This window comes from Ruania rhizosphaerae (assembly GCF_009805705.1).
Lineage (GTDB): Bacteria > Actinomycetota > Actinomycetes > Actinomycetales > Beutenbergiaceae > Ruania > Ruania rhizosphaerae.
Map to the genome: position 1 here is coordinate 58,050 of NZ_VSMB01000013.1, position 18,312 is coordinate 76,361.

The following is an 18,312-nucleotide window of genomic DNA, read 5'->3' on the forward strand; positions in this document are numbered from 1 at the left end:
CTTGGTGCCGGTGCGAGCCACGCTGCCGGCTGTCCACGGTCTCCGAACACTGTGACCTGCTTCACCACCATATCGACGTTGGATTTCGGAACAGGGGCGGGGTGAGGGGTGTTGGGCCTGTTGTGAGATCCCCTGCGCCGAACGCCTCCCCCGCATCAGAGCCGACCGCCCCCGCCGTGCCCGTCCAGGAGCGACTCGGGTTCGGATTCGTGCTGCTGCTGAGCGCGCTCGTGGCCGTCGGACCTCTCACCATCGACCTCTACCTCGCGGCCTTCCCGCAGATCGTGACCGACCTGCGCACCACGCAGGCGAGCGTCCAGCTGACGATGACCGCCACGCTGGCGGGTCTCGCAGTCGGGCAGATCGTCGTCGGATCGCTCTCTGACTCCTACGGTCGCCGCCGCCCGATGCTCATCGCGTTGGTGGTGTACGTGCTCGCGTCGGTCGCGATCATCGGCGTGCAGAGTGTGGAGATGCTGACTGTTCTGCGGGTGGTGCAGGGCCTGAGCGGGGCGGCCGGGATGGTGCTGGCACTCGCTGTCGTCCGCGACAGGTTCGGCGGCCTGGGCATCGGCACCGTGATCTCCCGGCTGATGCTCGTGGTCGGTGTCGCGCCGATCCTCGCCCCCACGCTCGGTGCCCAGATCCTGCATTTCGGCAGCTGGCGGATGATGTTCGCCGTGCTGGCCCTCTTCGGGTCGGTGCTGCTGGTCGTCGCCGCCATCTTCCTCAAGGAGTCACTCCCGCCGGAGCGCCGCCGCAGCGCCGGAGTCGGGGCAGCGCTGGTGTCCTACCGTTCACTGCTGACCGACTGGTCCTTCATCGGTGCGGTGCTCATGGGTGCGATGTACATGGGTGCCCTGTTCACCTACGTCTCCTCCTCGACCTTCGTGTTCCAGGAGGGGTTCGGCCTCACGGCCAGCGAGTTCGGCTACATCTTCGGCGCCGGGGCGCTCGCGGTGACCATCGGATCCCAGATCAACGGTGCACTCGTGCGCAGGGTCCGTCCGGAACGCATCGTGACGGCGGCCATCGCCACGGGCTGGGCGCTCGCCTTGGCACTGTTGGTCGTCACGCTCGTGGTGGCCGAGGGAGAGGGGTTCTGGCTGCTGCTCGCCTTCCTCGTCCCGACCCTGGGGACCGTCGGGTTCGTGATGCCCTCGGTTCCGGCGATCGTGCTCGAGCACAACGGCCACCGGGCCGGCTCCGCCGCCGCCCTCAACGGCGCGATGGGGTTCGTCATGGGAGCCCTCATCTCCCCGGTCAGCGGACTGCTCGGGGGAACCGCCCTGGCGATGGCGGCCGTGATGTTCACCGTCATCAGCATCGCCGGCATCCTGCTGCTGGCCGTGCGGCGGCAGTGGCGCCGAGCCGAGCGTGACCGTGTGGCGGCACTCTCGGCTGCCGTCTCGGCGCAGGCAACGCAGGAGGAACCGGCGGATGTCGAGCGGGAGGCCGTCGGTCGCTGAGACGCCCTCCCACCGGTGTTAGCCCGTTGTGGTGGCGACCGGCCGTGGACCGAGCGCTGCCGACCCGAGCAGCCGGCCGTGGGTGATGCGGTCAAGGTTGCGCGCGTAGATGCGGTGGCGGTCAGCCTCGCCGATGTCGAGCGCATCGATGATCCGGATCATCTCGCGGATGTACATCGGGCCGCCCTCGGGATCGAATGGGCAGTCCGAGGCGAACAGGACCCGCTCACTGCCGAAGAAATCCAGACCGCATCGTGTGCCGATCGCTGAACCGGAGAGCGCGGTGTCGGCATAGAAGGAGCGGAAGTAGTCGATCGGCTCCTGGGTGAGAGCGTCCAAGGCGGCTCGGGGCCCGTCACCGTGGGTGCGGCTGCCGAACTGATCGGCCCATCCCAGTCTGACCCGTCCCTCCAGGAACGGGATCATCGCCCCCATGTGATGGGTGATGATCGCCAGGTTCGGGTAGCGTTCGAGCACGCCCGAGAAGACGAGTCGGGCCATGGCGGCGCTGCTCTCGTAGGGCCACCCGAGGGCCCACCAGATCTCGTACTGTGAGGTCGTCTCGGTGGCGTAGTCGGGTGTCCTGGCTGATCTTGTCGGATGCAGCCAGATCGGTAGGTCGCGCCGCGACATCTCCGCATAGAGCGGCTCGAAGCGGGCGTCGTCGATGGGTAGTCCGTTCATGTTGGTGAACATCTGCACTCCGACCGCGCCGAGGGTGTCGATCGCGTAGTGCAGCTCCGCCAATGCGGCCGGCACATTGTTCAGCGGCAGCGAGGCGACGAAGGCCGGAAACCGGCCCGGGTGCTCTTCGACCAGCTCGGCGAGGGTCTCGTTGGCCAGGCGAGCGAGTGCTGCTGATTCCTCGGGAGGCGCCAGCAGCTCGATGGGTGGTGACGAGAGAGTGAGGACCTGCTGGTACTCCGGCCCGAACTCCTCCATCATTGCCAGTCGTGCCTCGATGTCGTGCAGCGCTGGAAGGTCGAGCCATCGGGTCAGCGCACGTGGGTCGGTCACCAGTTCCCGCATCGCCGCGAAGTAGCGCGGTGGGAGCACGTGACTGAACGCATCGATCTTCATGACTTCTCCTTGCTCGTATCCGGCACCCAGCCGGTCAGTGCCCGGTCGACCATCTGGACGAGTCCGACGGCGCCGAGGGCCACGACGATGATGACGATCAGCACTGCGAGCACCGCTGCTCCGTCAAAGGACTTTCCTGCCTGGGTGACCAGCCGGCCCAGCCCGGTCACGGCGATGAACATCTCGCCGTTGATCATGCCGAGGACGGCGCGCCCCATCCCGAGCCGGATTCCAGCGAGCATCGTCGGGAGCGCAGCCGGGACGATTACCCGGGTGACGAGTTGCCACTCCGAGGCGCCGTAGCTGCGCCCCATCTCGAGCATCGCTGCCGGAACGTTCTGTACGGCAGAGGCGGTGTTGATGATCATCACGAAGGTGGAGTACATGACCACGACGGCGATGATCGACCCCTGCCCGGCGCCGAAGATCGAGAAGAAGATGGGGGCGAAGACCAAGGACGGTGCTGTCAGGAGCGCATAGACATAGACACCGAGGGCTGCACGCACCCGCCAGTACCGGCCCATGGCCGTTCCCACGACGATCCCGATGACCAGTGAGATGGTGAAGCCGGCCACGAGGTTGCTGAGGCTGACCGCGAGGTTCCCGACGATGTCGCCCCGGCCGATCATCTCCATGAGCGTGCCGACCACGACCGTGAACGGCGGGAAGAACGGGAGCGCGAACACGCGGCCGACCAGTTCCCAGGCGAGTACGCCGAGAGTCAGGGACAGGGCGCTCATTCCGACACCGCCCAGCCGGAATCGGGGAACGGAGCGGGAGGTGCGCGGCGTGGTGCTCTGTGCGATGGCGGTCATCGCACGGCCTCGACGGCACGATGCTCGCTGTGCATGGATCGCAGTTGGTCCCACAGGTGCGCGGTGATCTCGGTGTACTCCCGCGATCGCTCGAGCCCACCGACGTCGCTGGACCGGGGCCGTGCGAGCGGGACCTCGACGATCTCGGAGATCTGCCCGGGCCGGGCACTCATCAGCACCACCCGGTCGCCGAGCAGGACTGCCTCCTCCATCGAGTGCGTCACGAACACGACGGTGAGCCGGTTGCGCTCCCAGATGCTGAGCAGCTCCTCCTGCAACAGTCGGCGGGTCTGCTCGTCGACGGCGCCGAACGGTTCATCCATGAGCAGGATCTGCGGATCGACCGCGAGTGCCCGCGCGATGCCGACCCGTTGCTGCATGCCACCGGAGAGCTCACCGGGCCGCTTGGACTCGAAACCGGACAGGCCCACCATCTCGATGAGTTCCTGAGCCCGCTCTTCTCGGGCGCGGCGTTCGGTACCCCGCAGCCGTAGTCCGAAGCACACGTTGTCCATGACCGTGGCCCACGGCAGGAGTGCGAAGTTCTGGAACACCATGCTGCGATCCGGGCCCGGCCCGGTCACAGCCTTGCCGTCGATGGTGATCGTTCCCCCATCCCAGCCCTGCAGGCCGGCGATCATCTTGAGCATCGTCGTCTTGCCGCAGCCACTGGGGCCGAGCAGGGTGAGGAACTCGTTGTCGTTCACCGTCAGGTCCACACCACCGAGGGCGTGGACGGGTGTGCCGTCCTGGCTGGTGAAGGTCTTGGTGAGCTGATTGATCTCGATCATGAACGTGCCTTTCCTGCCGAGGGCGCCCAGGGGGCGATCCGCCGTTCCAGCCACTGGGCGGCGGAGATGAGGACGAGTGCTTCGGCGATGATCGCCACGATCACCGCGTACAGGGCCGGGCCGTTGAAGCTCCCGCGGTACTCGAGGATGAGGCCGCCGAGGGCCAGGGAGACCATGAGCAGCTCCACGATCACCATCCCGGTGACCGCTCGGCCCAGTCCGAGCCGGATCCCGGTCATGATCGACGGCAGCGCTCCGGGCAGCAGGATCTCCCGCCAGATCTGCGCTTCACCTGCGCCGAAGGTGCGGGCCATCTGTATCAGTGAAGGATCCACCTGCCGGATGCCTGCCCGGACATTGACGATGATCATCACCACCGCGAACAACGTCACCAGGATCACCCGGGAGAGGAGGCCGAATCCGACGGACATCACCAGCAGCGGGATGATCGCTGCCATGGGGGTGACGAGCAGGATGTTGAGGTAGACGTTCGAGAGCCGTTCGAGGGTGCGGAACCGGCCGAGCACGATACCGGTCGGCACTCCGATGGCGACGGCCGCGGCAAAGCCGAGGACCAGCGCCTGGTTGGAGACGACGAACGCCTCCCAGAACTCGGCGCTCACGAGCGTCGGCACCAGGGCTGCCACGGTCTCGGTGAAGGTCGGCACCAGCAGGCCGCCGAAGAACGTGCCGTAGATCTGCCAGCCGATCGCGAAGAGTGCGAACGTCAGAATCTGGTATGTGAGCGGACTGTCCAGGCGGTTCAGCATCGCCGGGCGGGCAGACCGTTCGGGCTCGTGCGTGAGACTTGTCATGAGGCGTTCTCGATGAAGGAGAGGTCGGCCACATCCTCAGCGGAGAGTTCTCCGACCACGCCGGCACCGACGAAGAAGTCGATCGTGCCCTGGACGTTCTCGGGTGTGAGCGCAGCGGCGTCGAACAGACCGCGCTCGACGTAGGTCTCGGCGATCCGCTGTAGGTTCTCGTCTCCGACGATGCCCAGATGTTCCTCCGCGAGGGTCACCAGGAGCGCCGGGTCGGCGTTGATCTCGGCATGGGTATCGACCAGCGCGTCGACGAACGCCTGCGCGAGGTCCGGCTGGTCGGCGAGGAAGTCGGAGTTCGCGTAGACCGTCTGCGGATGCAGGTCCGGCAATGAGGTGCCGAAGTTCGCGAGCTCGTGCAAGTCGGCATCGGTGGTGCCGGCCAGGGTGACCACGTCGGAAACCTCGAGCGCGGTGGCGCTGATCTCGCCGGTGACGAGCGCCTGCGCCCGCACTTCGGAGCCGCCGATCACCAGATACTCCGGTTCACCGGCTGTGCACTCCTGCGCAACCCAATCGCGGACCATCGCCGTGGCTACCGCACCCTCGGAGAAGATGCCGACCGGCTCACCGACGAGGCTGTCGCAGGAGGTCAGGTCGGACTGGCTGTAGATGGCCCACTGGTTACCGATCACGTCGGCGATGATCTGGATGGGCGATCCACGCTCAGCCGCGATGAGGGCAGGACTCGTCGCCTCGGCCGAGATCTGGTAGTCGCCTTGTGCCAGCCCTTCGATGGCGAGCTCGGGCTCGGCGAGCTCGACGATGTCGATCTCCATCCCGTCCTGGCGCAGCTGCTCGGCTGCGGCCATCAGCGGCACGGTCGTGAGGTCGGGCTCGATCAGCGCGAGCGTGAAGCCGTTGTCGTCGCCGCCGCCTGAGGCGGAGCAAGCGGCGAGCGCTGCTGCCAGCGCTCCAGCCGCGAGGGCGGCAGGGATGCGACGTGAACGAGATCGATCCCGGCTGGAAGAGGGATGGGGTGGCACGCTTGCGGTGCTGGTCATCGAGTAGGTGGGAGAACTCTGGGACATCGTCGTCGCCCTTCGTCGTTGGTGGACGAGCGACACGTTAGCGGGATCGATCCCGCTAGGTCAATTGTGACGACGAGGAGCTGTCACCGATTCGCGCGAGACCAGGTGGGGTGCGCGCCTGGTGATCGGCTCCCCGTCGGTCGCGGCTGCGCCATCCAGGAGCCTGCTGACGGCGTCCGCCGCGATCTGCGCGAACGGTACGGCCAGCGAGGTCAGGGGAGTGGCGAGGTGGGCTGCGATAGGAGTGTCGTTGTAGCCCACCAGTGAGAGCTCCTCCGGCACCCGCAGCCCCGATCGCAGGGCGGCTGAGATCAGCCCGACGGCGAGACTGTCGTTGGCAGTGAATACCGCCGTCGGAACCTCGGCCAGTGCCAGGAGCAGGTGTCCGGTGCGCACCCCCGCCTGCATGCTGAAGTCTGTCTCGTGGATCAGTTCCGGCGGTGCGCTGAGTCCGGCTTCGGTCATGGCCCGCAGGTAGCCCGCGCGGCGCCCCTGGGACGAGGAGGCGTATGGAGCGCCACCGACGAAGGCGATGCGCGCGTGTCCGGCGTCGATCAAGTGCCGGGTTGCCATCCAGCCGCCGGCTTCGTCGTCCCCGAGGGCGGACGGGCTCTCGCCGTCGGTGCGCAGGGCGAGGCAGAAGGGCACGCCGCGTTCACGTAGCTCCAGCAGGAGCGGGTCCGCACCGTCCGTACGTGCTGTGGTCACGATGAAGCCATCGACGCGCTGGTCCAGCAGCGCCCGTCCCCGCTCGAGCTCAGCTCGGGGGTCATCGTCGGTGGTGACGACTGTCGCCTGGCATCCGCGCTTGGCGCACTCGGCCACGATCGCCTCGTAGAGCATCGCCATGACGGTGTCGGTCAGGCGCGGGACGACGACCCCGATCAGCCCCGTTCGTTGCCGCCGGAGATTGGCCGCGCGGGAGTTGGGGACGTAGCCGTGCGCTGCCGCGATAGCCCGCACGCGTTCTGCCCGTGCGCCTCCGACGGGGGCGACGCGATCGAGGGCGCGCGAGGCGGCTGATCGGCTCACCCCCGCCAGGCGTGCGATGTCGGCCAGCGTCAGTGGTTTGGAGTCGTTGCTGGAGCTCACCAGGTATTCCCTTCCATCGGGATCGATCCCGAAGCGACGGCCAGTCTGCCATCAGTGTGAGGGCCGAGGTGAGTTCCTGGCACGACGGAGCCGTCACAGTGGACCCGGCCGATCGTCGTCGGGGCATCGTTGCTGCTCGGGTCGGGGCGGCTCTCAGACGAACCGGATCGCCCGCTGCAACCGCGTGCGCTGGTCGAAGAGCTGGTCCTCGGTGAGGATCTGCACCCCGGGTAGGCCGACGGTCAGCGTCCCGGCCAGTGCGCTGCGGCGGATGGCGAACCTCGGCACCCGGCGGCCGGTCCCCAGCGGGAGCAGCAAGGTCTCCAGTTGATCGTCCGCGACAACCACGAGGATCGCGTCCAAGCGCACCCGCCATCGCTTCGTCACGCGCGCCCGCCGTGTCAGCGCCTTCACCGGCCGGGCCTTCTCCGGCAGTCCGGCGCTCGCGAGATCGCGGCCCTTGCGGCGCACTGGGGCGCCCCAGTCCTCCGACTGCACCACGAAGAGCCCGGTCGGGCCCAGGACGACGTGGTCGAGCTTGGCCGGATCGGTTGCGGGGGCGCTCGCATCCGCGGTCCAGCCGTCGTGGCCGTGTGCTGTGGCGACGTCGTGCCAGACAGTGAAGGCCGAGCCCAGCTCGGCCAGCCGCTTGGCGGTCGCCTCCTCGGCGAGGGCGTCAGCGAGGGCGTGCCGGATCTCCTGGGGTGCGCGGGCGACCAGATCAGGAGCGTAGGGGTTCTCGACCGTGACGCCTCGTCCGACCCACTCCCGCAGCAGCGTCAGATAGCGCTCCCGGGACCATCCGCCCGGGTGACCGTAGGTCCGGGCCTTCGGGCGCGGGCGAGTGCCACCCGCGGTGCGGCCTGCTGTCCACACCCGAGGGCCGTCGTCGGGGCTGCTTGCGGACGGGACCCCGCTTCCACGGGGGCGAGGCCGAGCGCCGGCGGTGGTGCTTGAGTGGGCGTCGTAGCGGCGCCTGGCGGCCGGTGTTCCCACGAGTTCCCAGGCCAACTGCACCTCGTGGAAGAGCTCTGCGCTGCCTCCGGTGTCGGGGTGAGTTTCCCGCAGGCGCCGACGGTAGGCGCGGCGCAGGTCCTCGGCAGGTGCGTTGCGGGGCACCCCGAGGATCTCGTACGCGGTGCCACCGCGGGACTGCTCGCTCACGTGTGCAGTACGCCCCTTCGTGCCCGGAGAATGTCGCCCTCAGGCTACCTGGGGCTGGTCGTGACGCGGTCCGTCACCAGGCGTCCAGGTGCCGATGGTGGGCGCCGGGCGGCGGGGTGTACTCGGTCCGGTCGGACTCGTCGAGATAGGTGCGCGCGAACGTCAGCGACGCCTCCAGGTCGTCCACGCGCTCGGCCGCGGTACGGGCGCGCCGGGTCTGGATCTCGATCACCACGTCACCTTGGAAGTCGCGCCGGGTCAGCTCGCGTAGCAGTTCCCGGCAGGGCTGATCGCCCCGGCCGGGAACGAGGTGCTCGTCCATCATCGACGCCGTGCCGTCGGCCAGGTGCACGTGTGCCAGCCGGTCTGCGAACACGTCGAGCAGGTCGAGACTGCTCTGCCGGGCCACGGCGGCATGTGAGACGTCGAGGGTCACCTGGTCGTAGTCGTGCTCGGTCGGATCCCAGCCGGGCAGGTAGGCCTTCATCTCGCGGTTCGCGCCCCGCCACGGGTACATGTTCTCGACGGCGATCGTCAGGTCGTCCTCGGCGTTCACCTCCCGTACGTGCTCGGCGAAGCCCCGGGCGTAGCGGTACTGCCAGCGGAACGGCGGATGGACCACCACCGTGGGGGCGCCGAGGGCCCGCGCAAGTTCGGCGGTGCGGTCCAGCTTCTCGCGCGGGGAGGGCCCCCACACTCGGCGGGAGAGCAGCAAGGTGGGGGCGTGCACGCTCGTGACCGGCAAGTCGAAGCGGTTGCTGAGCCGCTCCAGGTGCGCGACATCCTGGCTGGTCGGATCGGACCAGACCATGAGTTCGAGCCCGTCGTAGCCGAGGTCGGCGGCGATCTCGAAGGCGTAGGGCGTCTTGCGCGGGTAGACGCTGACGCTGGACAGGGTCACCGGGATGCGCCGGGGCGACTGAGGTGCGGACGTGGTGTCCGGGTTCTCGTCGGCCATGCGCCCAGGGTAGCCCCGGCTCCTGGGAATCGCCTGATGCCCACCAACGATTGCGTAGACGTGCCTACGTGGCGGTGTTCCCGTCGATTGCCTCCGGGTGGGAGCTGCTACTGGGCCGCGCTGGTCGACGTAGCTGGTTGGTGGCCGCCAGCGTCGCGACTGCCATCAGTGTGCTCGACCCGGCCAGTGCTACCGGGAGTGAAGTGAGCGTCAGCAGCCCGCTCACGGTGATGATCCCCAGCGACTGCGCCGTGCGTAGCAGTGCGAAGACTTCTGCCCGCCGCGGCTCGGGTGCCAGGCGGTCCAAGGCCAGTGAGTAGTGCGTCCCCAGCGGAGCCAGGAGTGCCCCGACCAGCACCGCACCGAGCAGCGTTGACCACAACGCCGACCCGAGGGCGATGAGCACGGTGCCGATCGTCGTCACCACCAACTGCACCACCACGGTGACCGCTCGCGATGTTCTGTTCCGGGCGCTCACCCAGATGCCGCCGGCGACCGACGCCAGGCAGAGCGTGGTGGCGAAGAGGAACCCGGCGGTCGGGGCCAGGTCGAAGCGAACTGCCAACGACACTGCACCTACCTCGATCCCCGCTACCGCCGCGGACCCGGCAGTGGCACACATCAGCCACAGACCGATCTCCGGGGTGATCAGACCGGCAGGCCTGCGGGTCGCCGGCCCGGCTGGATGAGATTTCGCCCCTGAGGTCTCCGGCACCGACGATCCTGGCGCGGCGCCGTCTGGACGTGATGACTCGGACGCTGTCGTCGATGCCCCGGGGGATCGGGGCAGCAAGGCGAGAGGCCCGGCACCCAAGACGGCGAGCGCGAGTACTGCAGCCGGTGCTGAGACAGAGCCGAGCAGCGAGGCGAGGGCGGGGGCGCTGACGAACACCACCTCGTTCATGGTCGCCGCGATCCCGAGTGCCCGCGGCAGCCGCGAGGGTCGCACCACGTGGTTCAACGTGGTGCGCAGGTGGCCGTACGCGGCACCGCTGACCACCCCGGCCACGGCTGCGGCCGTCACCAGTAGTGGGAACGGTGCCGTCAGGTGGGCCAGCAGGGCTACAGCGATCAGGGCAAGCGTCCTGATCGCCACCAGGAGCCGGACCGCGCCGGTGGTGCTGAACCGTTGGCTGATCCGCGTCACCGGTACGGCACCGATCACCTGGGCGGCTGTCATGGCGAGCACCATCGCCGCCCCGCTGTCCGCCGTCCCTGTCAGCGGCAGTGCGAGCAGGGCGAACGCGATCGGTGCTGCGGCCTGCGGGATGGCGAAGCTGGCGTAGGAGGCGAGCCACCGCGCGAGCGCCGTGCTCGCGGTCGACCCGGGAGGTGTGGGAGGCGCCGCGTGCCGTGCGTCTCCAGCCCACGACGGCGGCCCAACCGTCCTGGGCAGCCGGGCCCCATCCTTCCCGTGCGTGCCGGCATCGCCCTGGTGCGCGTCACCCATCCTGGTCGGACTCCACGGCTTCCGTCAGCGTCCGCCGCGTTGCTCGTCCCGGCCCGGCACCTGGCTCGTACACGGCGAGCGAGAACCGGACCTTCGCCTGGCTTGCGTTCCGGTATGCGTGCGGGACGTCCCCACCGAACGCCGCTGCATCGCCCGCACCGAGGACGAACTGCTCCTGATCGACCTCGATCGTCAGAGTGCCCGCATGCACCTGGAGCAACTCGTGGGTCCCTGGCGCATGAGGTTCGCTGACGTGCTCCTCTCCCGGCTCAAGGATCCAGTCCCACAGCTCAATCGCATCCGGCGTCCCGCGTCCGGCAGCCACGAGTGCACCCTCTCCGCCGGCATCCCCGCGCCAGAGAACGGCTCCCTCACCGTGGCGAGTGACCGTGGCAGATGCCACCTCCGCCATCTCGACGAGCGCGGGGAGCGGAACGCCCAGCGCAGTGCTGATCTTGAGCAGGGTGCCCACGCTCGGGTTGGCCGCCCCCTGCTCGACGTTCACGAGCATCCGCCGGCTGATCTGTGCCGCCTCAGCCAGCTGGTCGAGGGTCCAACCGCGCTCCTGCCGCTCGTGCTTCACGCGCGAACCGATCGACGATGCCAGTGCCGCTGCTTCCCCATCCATGAGTGCAGCATAGTGCACTGCTGAGTGCATTAGAATGCTTAGCCGATCTCGAGTGCCTCCAGCACTGCTGCCACTTGTCGCCGTTGCTCCTCGTCCAGCCCGCGGATCGGGAGCGGGAGGCATGGCTGCTCGGCGATCCCGAGCAACTCGGCGATGGCGGCGATCACCCGGATGCTGCCTCCCATCTCGGTGAACAGCTGCCACAACGGTGCCAGCCGCACGTTTTCGGCCTCGGCCTCCGCGGCGTTGCCTGCCAGTGCCGGGCGTGCCAGTCGTACGGCCACCTCGGGCAGGGTTCCGGCGATCACCGAGTACCAGGCGCCGCACCCGGCAGCGAGGCCCGCCGTGGCGAACGGATCTCCGGATACGCCGATGGTCACGTTCTCGCCGACCGCCCCGCGGATCTTCGCGACATGCTCACGCGCCGCCGCCGGTTTGGTCGGCACACCGGGAATCTTGATCGAGGCCACCCCCGGCACCCGGGCCACCCGCGCGTACAGCTCCGGCGTGAAGGTGACGTGCGTCGTCCCCGGGTTGTCATAGACGATCACGGGCAGCGGGCTGTGCGCCGCGACCGTCTCCACGAGGCCCACGACGTCGTCGTCGGTGAGCGGGTGGTAGGACATGGCGGGCAGCAGCACGGCCGAGGCGCCCGCATCCGTGGCGTCATCGACATGCCCCAGCACGTGCGAGGTGCGTAGTGCTCCGACCCCCACGATGACCGGGACGTCGCCCGCATGTTCCACCGCCACCCGCGCCACCCGTGCCCGTTCGGTACGGCTCAGATAGGGGTACGCCCCGGTCGAGCCCAGCGCGGCGATCGAGTCGACGCCCGCCGCCGCGACGCGTGCGACCTGGGCGGCGAAGGCGCGCTCGTCCACGGCGTCGTCGAGGATGGGGGTGAGGGGAAACGCGCTCAGTCCTGTGCAGGTGATGATGGGCCTCCTTGTTCCCACCACTCTAGTTCTGTGTACTGTATACAACGACGGAGACGAGGAGGCCCGTGTGACCCTGCGATCTGACCGGAGCGCCTGGCAGGACCATACCCAGCTGCACCAGAACAGGGCGCCCGCCCGTGCCTACCTGGTCGGCTATCAGGACGAGCCCACCGCCCGGACCATGGTTCGCGAGGCGAGTTCCCAGTGGCGTTCCCTGAACGGGGACTGGCGCTTCCGCTACTACGAGCACCCGCTCGACGTGCCCACCGGCGTCGCCGAGCACCCGCACCCCGACTGGGCCGTGATCACCGTGCCGAGCCTGTGGCAGCTGCAGGGCTACGGCCGCCTGCAGTACACCGACGAGGGCTATCCCTTCCCGATCGATCCACCGTTCACGGTCACCGCGAATCCCACCGGCGTATACCAGCGCACCATCCACATCCACCCTGACGACCTCACCGGGCAGGTCCTGCTCCGGTTCGACGGCGCCGATTCGTTCCTCCAGGTCTTCCTCAACGGCACCGAGATCGGCTTCTCCAAGGGCAGCCGCCTGACCGCCGAGTTCGACATCACCGCGCACCTGCGCCCCGGCGAGAACCTGCTGACCGCGCTCGTCCACCAGTTCAGCGACGCCAGCTACCTCGAGGATCAGGACATGTGGTGGGCCTCCGGCCTGTTCCGCGAGGTCAGCCTGCTGGTCCGCCCCGCGGCCCGGCTGGACGATGTGCACACCTGGACCACCTTCGACGCCCCGGCGGACCAGGTGCCCACGGACGCCACCCTGCACGTGCGCGCCCGGGCGAGCTCCGCCGTCGGGAAGCTCGGCTACCGCCTGCTGGGCCCCGACGGGGCCGACGTGGCCACTGGGCACCTTGAGGAGTCGGTCGACGGCCTCACCCTCGACCTCCCGGTGACCGCGCCCGCCCAGTGGAGTGCCGAGGAGCCGCACCTGTACCAGCTGCTGCTCGAGACCCACGACGGCGCAGGTGCCGTGACCGAGATCGTCCCGGTGCGCATCGGGTTCCGCGAGGTGACGATCGCCGATGGCGTGCTGCGCCTGAACGGTCGCTATCTCGCCCTGCACGGGGTGAACCGGCACGACCACGATGACGTCACCGGCCGCACCGTCAGCCTGGAACGGATGGAGCAGGATGTGCGGCTGATGAAGGCGCACAACATCAACGCCGTCCGCACCTCGCACTACCCGAACGACCCCCGCTTCTACGAGCTGTGCGACGTCTACGGCCTCTACGTGCTCGCCGAGACCGACCTGGAGACCCACGGCTTCAGCTACGCCGATGACCTCGCGCGGCTTGCCGAGGATCCCGAGTGGCGTCCGGCGTTCGTGGACCGGATCGAACGACACGTGCTCGCCCAGCGCAACCACCCCAGCATCGTGATGTGGTCCCTGGGCAACGAGTCCGGCATGGGGGAGAACTTCGCCGCCATGTACCACCGGGCGAAGGAGCTCGACCCGACCCGCCCGGTGCACTACGAGGAGGATCGCGACGCCGAGGTGATGGACGTGGTCTCCACCATGTACTCCCGGGTGCAGATGATGGACGAGCTCGGCGCCTACCCGCTCGGCAAGCCCCGGATCCTGTGCGAGTACGCCCATGCAATGGGCAACGGGCCGGGAGGGTTGGCCGAGTACCAGCAGGTCTTCGACCGGCACCCCTCGATCCAGGGCCATTTCGTGTGGGAGTGGATCGATCACGGTATCCGTGCGAAGGGCTCCGACGGCCAGGTCTACTGGCGCTACGGCGGCGACTTCGGGGACGAGCCGCACAACGGTAACTTTTGCATCGACGGCCTGGTGCTTCCGGACCAGACCCCGAGCCCGGGCCTGCGCGAGTACGCCCAGGTGATCTGCCCCGTGGCCATTGAACCAGTCCCCGACGGCGGTCCTTCCGCGGGCGTGCATGTGCGGGTGCGTAGCCGGTACGGCGTGCGGGACACGGCCGGGATCGACTTGGAGGTGCGGACCCTGCACGACGGCGAGACCGTCGCCACGCAGACAGTGCCCGCCCCGGTGCTCGGCCCGGGGGAGGCCGCCGTGGTCGAGGTGGTCCCGGCCGAGGGCGTGCCCGGGGTGGTCGGCGTGCTGGCCGGAGCAGCGACCACATCTGCGCCCGGGGCGGAATCGGGCAGTGTGGCGACCGAGCGCTTCCTCACCATTGCCGTGCGGCACCGGGAGGCGACGCGTTACGCCCCTGCCGGTCACCCACTCGGGGTGTACCAGGTGCCCCTACCCCTGGGCCCGAATGCCGGCCCTCGTGTCGCCTCGCCCGCTGCCCGGGCGAGGCGTGGCCGGCTGGAGATCGAGGACGACGGACGGGACGCCGTCGTGCGCCTCGCCGAGCAGACTTGGCGATTCTCCCGCCGGGAAGGTGCTCTGGTGGGCCTGACCGACGGTTCCCGTGACCTGCTCCGGCGGCCGCCCCGGGTGCAACTCGACCGCCCCACGATTGACAACCACCAGGTGGAGCGGGACACGCTCTGGGCGCCGCGGTTCTGGCACCTGATGCGCACCCACCCGCGGACTTTCGCGATCGAACGCGAGGGCGAGGCGGTCCGGGTGCGCACCACCGCCGTGCACGCGCCGCCCGCGTACGAGCTCGGGGTGCGGGCCGCGACCGACTACCTACTCGGCCCGGACGGCGCCTGCCGGATCGAGATCGCCGGCGAGCCGTACGGGGACTACGCCGACGTGGTGCCGATGCTCGGCGCCACCCTTGGCGTGGACCCGGCGCTGACCGAGGTGGAGTACTACGGCCTGGGTCCCGGCGAGAACTACCCGGACTCGCGCGCCGCAGCCACGATCGGGCGCTACCGCAGCACCGTGGACGCGCTGAACACGCCCTATGTCCGCCCGCAGGACACCGGCAATCGTGGCGAGGTGCGCTGGCTGGCACTGACCGACAAGGGCGGCTCGGGGCTCTGGATCGGGGCTGACAACCCGGTGGAGGCCGCCGTGTGGCCCTGGTCCAGTGCCGCGCTGGAGGCGGCCCGACACCAGTGCGACCTGAAGCCCGAGGGTGCGCTCACGGTGACCCTCGCCGACGCACTGCTGGGCCTGGGATCGAACTCGTGGGGCTCGGAGGTGCTGCACTCGCACCGGGTGTGGCTGCGCCCGTTCCGCCTGGCCCTCACCCTGGTCCCCATGCAGCCGGGCAGCGACCCGGGCCAGATCGCCGCGACGAGCAGGAGGTCGGCATGCTGATCCGCAGCGCGAGCGAGATGGAGCTGATCCTCGGGCAGCAACGCCTGTGGCGCCGCGTGCTCGAGACGCTGCGGCGGGTGGCCGAGTCGCCCGAGCGGATCGCCGACGGCGCCGCTCGCTCCGTGGGGGACGCCGCCACCTATCGCCTGCTCACCCCGGCAGACGTGGGTTCTGCCGATCTGGTGCGGCACCGTCGCTACCACGACACCTTCGCAGTGCTCGACGGGACGCTCACCCTGGAGGTGGCCCCGGCCGACCAGTTGACGGTGGTGAGCCCCTACCGCGACACCGACGACACCGAGCTCCTCTCAGGTGCCGGCACCGTGGTGCAGATCGGCGCCGGCCAGATGGGCGTCCTGGCGATCGACGAGGCGGTCCGTGTGGTCGAGTTGGAGGGCCGCTGCGTGCTGTGGCGGGTCACGGTGGAGGGTTCGCGTATCCCGTCCACCTGACCGCGCTTGACATCAACTGTGTGCTGTATACAGAATACAAGCACTGAAACCCAGACCAAAGGTGGTTCCCATGTCTCAGTCCGTGACGCGCTCCCGCACGCGCATCCGAACCCGCGGCGCTGTGGCCGTGCTCGCCGCCGGCACTCTGCTCCTCAGCGCGTGCAGCGGCAGCGGAAACAGCGGTGGCGGCTCCGGTGACGGCAGTTCCACCGTCACCTGGTCCACCTGGGGAAGCCCGGAGGAGCTCGAGCGCTTCGAGGGCTTCAACGAGCAGTTCATGGCCGACCACGAGGGCATCACCGTGGAACTGCAGCCGACCGCCGGCTACAGCGACTACCACTCCAAGCTGCTCGCCCAGCTCACCTCGGGCACGGCGCCGGACGTGTTCTACGTGGGCGATGACCGGATCGGTGAGTTCGTCGACGCTGGTGTGCTGCTGCCGCTGAGCGACCTGATGGACTCCGACGCCAGTCAGACCCCGGTGGACGCGTTCAACCCGGGCGTGCTGGGTGCCGGGCAGACCGAGGACGGCGAGATCTACGCCGTCCCGAACGACGTGAACCCAGACGCTCTCTGGTACGACACGGAGGCGCTCGCCGCCGCCGGGATCAGCGAGGATCCGGCCGAGCTGGCCGCCAACGATGAGTGGACCACCGAGACGTTCCTGGAGATGAACGACAAGCTCGCCGAGGCGGGCCTGATCGGCTCCATGTACTGGAACTACTACGGCACCCACTGGAGCTGGGTCTCCTCCCAGGGCGGCACCGCGTACGACGAGAGCGGCACCTTCGTCGGCAACACCGACGCCACCACCGTGGACGCGGTGCAGACCTTCGCCGACTACATGCAGGACGGCACCTTCATGGTGGCCGACACCATGCCGGAGGGTGCCGGTGCGGACTCGGAGTTCGTGACCCACGGCGCCGGCTTCTTCGCCCAGGGTCGCTACACGATCGGCACGTTGGAGGAGGCCGGGGTGGCCGAGTCCTACGACATCGTGCGCTGGCCGACTCCGGACGGGACCGCTGCCCCGACCACCGTGGCCGCCTCCTACCTGGTGATCAACGCCGACACCCCCGACCCGGACGCTGCCTTCGCGTTCTGGACTGCCTACCTCTCCCAGGAGGGGCAGGAGTTCCGGCTCTCCGAGGGTGGGAACGCCGTCCCCTCGATCGAGGGCGCGGACGAGGTGGTGCTCGCCGACGGCTACCCCGAGCACGCGCAGACGTTCCTCGACATGCGCGACATGGGCTTCGCGAACTACGCCGCCGAGTCCACCGTGCCGGGCCTGAGCACCGACATCAACGAGGCCATGCTCAACCTCTACCAGGGTGCCGGTGGTACCGCGCAGGAGACGCTCGACCAGATCGCCGCACTCGCCGCGGACGGCTGAGGCGACTGCCGCGCTGATGACTGCTTCGATTCCTGCCCCGACTGCCCGCCCGGCGGCGCCGAGGGAGCTCCGTGGGGAGCCCACCTGGCGCCGCCGCCGGCGGCGTTGGGGGCTCGCATTCGTCGGGCCGCAGGTGCTCGGGATGACGATCTTTGTGGCCCTGCCGTTCGCCGGGAGCATGCTGCTCGCCTTCGCGGACTGGAACGGGCTCACTGAACTCAGCTGGGTCGGGTTCGACAACTTCCGCGACCAGCTGACCAGCCCCAAGTTCGGTCGTTCGATCCTGAACACCCTGCTGATCGCCCTGATCACCGTGCCGATCGGGCTCGGCCTGGCTGTCACCATCGCGGTGGCGTTGGAGAAGCTGAAGGTCCGCACTCTCTATCTGCTGTTGTTCTTCGCCCCCGTGGTCACCTCCCAGGTGGCCGTGGCCACGATCTGGCAGCAGCTGTTCCGCGCCGACGGCATTGTCTCGGGCTGGATCGCCCGGGTATTGCCCATCGACCCGCCGAACTGGCTCGGCGACCCGCGGTTGGCACTGATCGCGGTGTGCATCGTGACCGTGTGGGCCTCGCTCGGTCTGAACGTGGTGATCTTCCTCGCTGGGCTGCAGAACGTCCCGCCCACGGTGGTGGAGGCCGCCCGGATCGACGGCGCCGGCCCGCTCGCGCTGTTCTGGCGGATCCGGCTGCCGCTGCTGAGCCCGATCATGTTCTTCTCGTCCGTGATCGCGTTCATCAGCTCACTGCAGACGTTCGACCTGGTGTTCATCCTGACCGACGGTGGTCCGCAGGACGCCACCCGCACGATCGTGCTGCACATCTACGACGTTGGCTTCGGCAGGTTCCAGTTCGGCCTGGCCAGCGCCGCCTCGATCATTCTGCTGGGCATCACCTTGGTGATCACCGCGGCGCAGTTCGGGGTGCAGAAGTACTTCGTGCACTACGAGGAGGATTGATGAGCATGAGGAGCCCCCGCGTAGGTGGCGTGAGGAACGAGGGCCG

General features: G+C 68.8%; 16 protein-coding genes. 5 read left to right on the forward strand and 11 right to left on the reverse strand.

Annotated features, from left to right (window positions below; all coding sequences use genetic code 11):
- Positions 1-122: 122 nt before the first annotated feature.
- On the forward strand, positions 123-1,469 hold the full coding sequence (locus tag FV560_RS16225) for a multidrug effflux MFS transporter (protein ID WP_235020179.1): 1,347 nt from the start codon (positions 123-125) through the stop codon (positions 1,467-1,469).
- Positions 1,470-1,487: 18 nt separating this feature from the next.
- Here the strand turns inward: FV560_RS16225 and FV560_RS16230 are convergent, their stop codons facing one another.
- The 11 genes from FV560_RS16230 to FV560_RS16280 form a co-directional block, all read right to left on the reverse strand.
- On the reverse strand, positions 1,488-2,549 hold the full coding sequence (locus tag FV560_RS16230; RefSeq protein ID WP_159622614.1) for an amidohydrolase family protein: 1,062 nt from the start codon (positions 2,547-2,549) through the stop codon (positions 1,488-1,490).
- The gene (locus FV560_RS16235; RefSeq protein ID WP_159622615.1) at positions 2,546-3,364 is read right to left on the reverse strand and encodes an ABC transporter permease; all 819 of its coding nucleotides are present in this window, start codon (positions 3,362-3,364) and stop codon (positions 2,546-2,548) included. The genes FV560_RS16230 and FV560_RS16235 overlap by 4 nt, the downstream gene beginning before the upstream one ends.
- A complete protein-coding gene (locus tag FV560_RS16240; RefSeq protein WP_159622616.1) occupies positions 3,361-4,155 on the reverse strand; it encodes an ABC transporter ATP-binding protein in 795 nt (264 codons plus the stop codon). The genes FV560_RS16235 and FV560_RS16240 overlap by 4 nt, the downstream gene beginning before the upstream one ends.
- Positions 4,152-4,970 carry an ABC transporter permease gene (locus tag FV560_RS16245; protein ID WP_200837745.1) on the reverse strand — a complete coding sequence of 273 codons (819 nt, stop codon included), beginning with the start codon at positions 4,968-4,970 and terminating at the stop codon, positions 4,152-4,154. The genes FV560_RS16240 and FV560_RS16245 overlap by 4 nt, the downstream gene beginning before the upstream one ends.
- Positions 4,967-6,010 (reverse strand): ABC transporter substrate-binding protein, encoded by a 1,044-nt coding sequence (locus FV560_RS16250; protein ID WP_200837746.1) that lies wholly within the window; start codon positions 6,008-6,010, stop codon positions 4,967-4,969. The genes FV560_RS16245 and FV560_RS16250 overlap by 4 nt, the downstream gene beginning before the upstream one ends.
- A 60-nt stretch (positions 6,011-6,070) precedes the next feature.
- Positions 6,071-7,102: a LacI family DNA-binding transcriptional regulator gene (locus FV560_RS16255; RefSeq protein ID WP_200837747.1), complete on the reverse strand. Its 1,032-nt coding sequence runs from the start codon at positions 7,100-7,102 to the stop codon at positions 6,071-6,073.
- 153 nt (positions 7,103-7,255) lie between these two features.
- On the reverse strand, positions 7,256-8,266 hold the full coding sequence (locus FV560_RS16260; protein WP_159622617.1) for a J domain-containing protein: 1,011 nt from the start codon (positions 8,264-8,266) through the stop codon (positions 7,256-7,258).
- 73 nt (positions 8,267-8,339) lie between these two features.
- The gene (locus tag FV560_RS16265) at positions 8,340-9,224 is read right to left on the reverse strand and encodes a sugar phosphate isomerase/epimerase family protein (protein WP_159622618.1); all 885 of its coding nucleotides are present in this window, start codon (positions 9,222-9,224) and stop codon (positions 8,340-8,342) included.
- A gap of 64 nt (positions 9,225-9,288) precedes the next feature.
- Positions 9,289-10,674: an MFS transporter gene (locus FV560_RS16270; protein ID WP_200837748.1), complete on the reverse strand. Its 1,386-nt coding sequence runs from the start codon at positions 10,672-10,674 to the stop codon at positions 9,289-9,291.
- The gene (locus FV560_RS16275) at positions 10,667-11,302 is read right to left on the reverse strand and encodes a helix-turn-helix domain-containing protein (RefSeq protein ID WP_159622619.1); all 636 of its coding nucleotides are present in this window, start codon (positions 11,300-11,302) and stop codon (positions 10,667-10,669) included. Before FV560_RS16275 ends, FV560_RS16270 begins: the two co-directional genes overlap by 8 nt.
- A 38-nt stretch (positions 11,303-11,340) precedes the next feature.
- Positions 11,341-12,240: a dihydrodipicolinate synthase family protein gene (locus tag FV560_RS16280; RefSeq protein WP_200837750.1), complete on the reverse strand. Its 900-nt coding sequence runs from the start codon at positions 12,238-12,240 to the stop codon at positions 11,341-11,343.
- A gap of 67 nt (positions 12,241-12,307) precedes the next feature.
- On the opposite strand from FV560_RS16280, the gene FV560_RS16285 reads away from it, so the two are divergent.
- The 4 genes from FV560_RS16285 to FV560_RS16300 all read left to right on the forward strand — a co-directional run bounded on the left by FV560_RS16285 (position 12,308) and on the right by FV560_RS16300 (position 18,266).
- Positions 12,308-15,463: a glycoside hydrolase family 2 TIM barrel-domain containing protein gene (locus tag FV560_RS16285; RefSeq protein ID WP_159622620.1), complete on the forward strand. Its 3,156-nt coding sequence runs from the start codon at positions 12,308-12,310 to the stop codon at positions 15,461-15,463.
- Complete coding sequence (locus tag FV560_RS16290; protein ID WP_159622621.1) at positions 15,457-15,915, forward strand: NanQ anomerase/TabA/YiaL family protein; 459 nt, start codon at positions 15,457-15,459, stop codon at positions 15,913-15,915. The genes FV560_RS16285 and FV560_RS16290 overlap by 7 nt, the downstream gene beginning before the upstream one ends.
- A gap of 70 nt (positions 15,916-15,985) precedes the next feature.
- The gene (locus tag FV560_RS16295) at positions 15,986-17,308 is read left to right on the forward strand and encodes an ABC transporter substrate-binding protein (RefSeq protein ID WP_159622622.1); all 1,323 of its coding nucleotides are present in this window, start codon (positions 15,986-15,988) and stop codon (positions 17,306-17,308) included.
- A gap of 142 nt (positions 17,309-17,450) precedes the next feature.
- A complete protein-coding gene (locus FV560_RS16300; RefSeq protein ID WP_235020181.1) occupies positions 17,451-18,266 on the forward strand; it encodes a carbohydrate ABC transporter permease in 816 nt (271 codons plus the stop codon).
- Positions 18,267-18,312: the final 46 nt, after the last annotated feature.

Bases quoted from the DNA above. Each gene is read 5' to 3' on its own strand.
- FV560_RS16230 (WP_159622614.1), bottom strand. From the start codon at position 2,549: ATGAAGATCGATGCGTTCAGTCACGTGCTCCCACCGCGCTACTTCGCG.
- FV560_RS16235 (WP_159622615.1), bottom strand. From the start codon at position 3,364: ATGACCGCCATCGCACAGAGCACCACGCCGCGCACCTCCCGCTCCGTT.
- FV560_RS16240 (WP_159622616.1), bottom strand. From the start codon at position 4,155: ATGATCGAGATCAATCAGCTCACCAAGACCTTCACCAGCCAGGACGGC.
- FV560_RS16245 (WP_200837745.1), bottom strand. From the start codon at position 4,970: ATGACAAGTCTCACGCACGAGCCCGAACGGTCTGCCCGCCCGGCGATG.
- FV560_RS16250 (WP_200837746.1), bottom strand. From the start codon at position 6,010: ATGTCCCAGAGTTCTCCCACCTACTCGATGACCAGCACCGCAAGCGTG.
- FV560_RS16265 (WP_159622618.1), bottom strand. From the start codon at position 9,224: ATGGCCGACGAGAACCCGGACACCACGTCCGCACCTCAGTCGCCCCGG.
- FV560_RS16270 (WP_200837748.1), bottom strand. From the start codon at position 10,674: ATGGGTGACGCGCACCAGGGCGATGCCGGCACGCACGGGAAGGATGGG.
- FV560_RS16275 (WP_159622619.1), bottom strand. From the start codon at position 11,302: ATGGATGGGGAAGCAGCGGCACTGGCATCGTCGATCGGTTCGCGCGTG.
- FV560_RS16290 (WP_159622621.1), top strand. From the start codon at position 15,457: ATGCTGATCCGCAGCGCGAGCGAGATGGAGCTGATCCTCGGGCAGCAA.
- FV560_RS16295 (WP_159622622.1), top strand. From the start codon at position 15,986: ATGTCTCAGTCCGTGACGCGCTCCCGCACGCGCATCCGAACCCGCGGC.
- FV560_RS16300 (WP_235020181.1), top strand. From the start codon at position 17,451: ATGACGATCTTTGTGGCCCTGCCGTTCGCCGGGAGCATGCTGCTCGCC.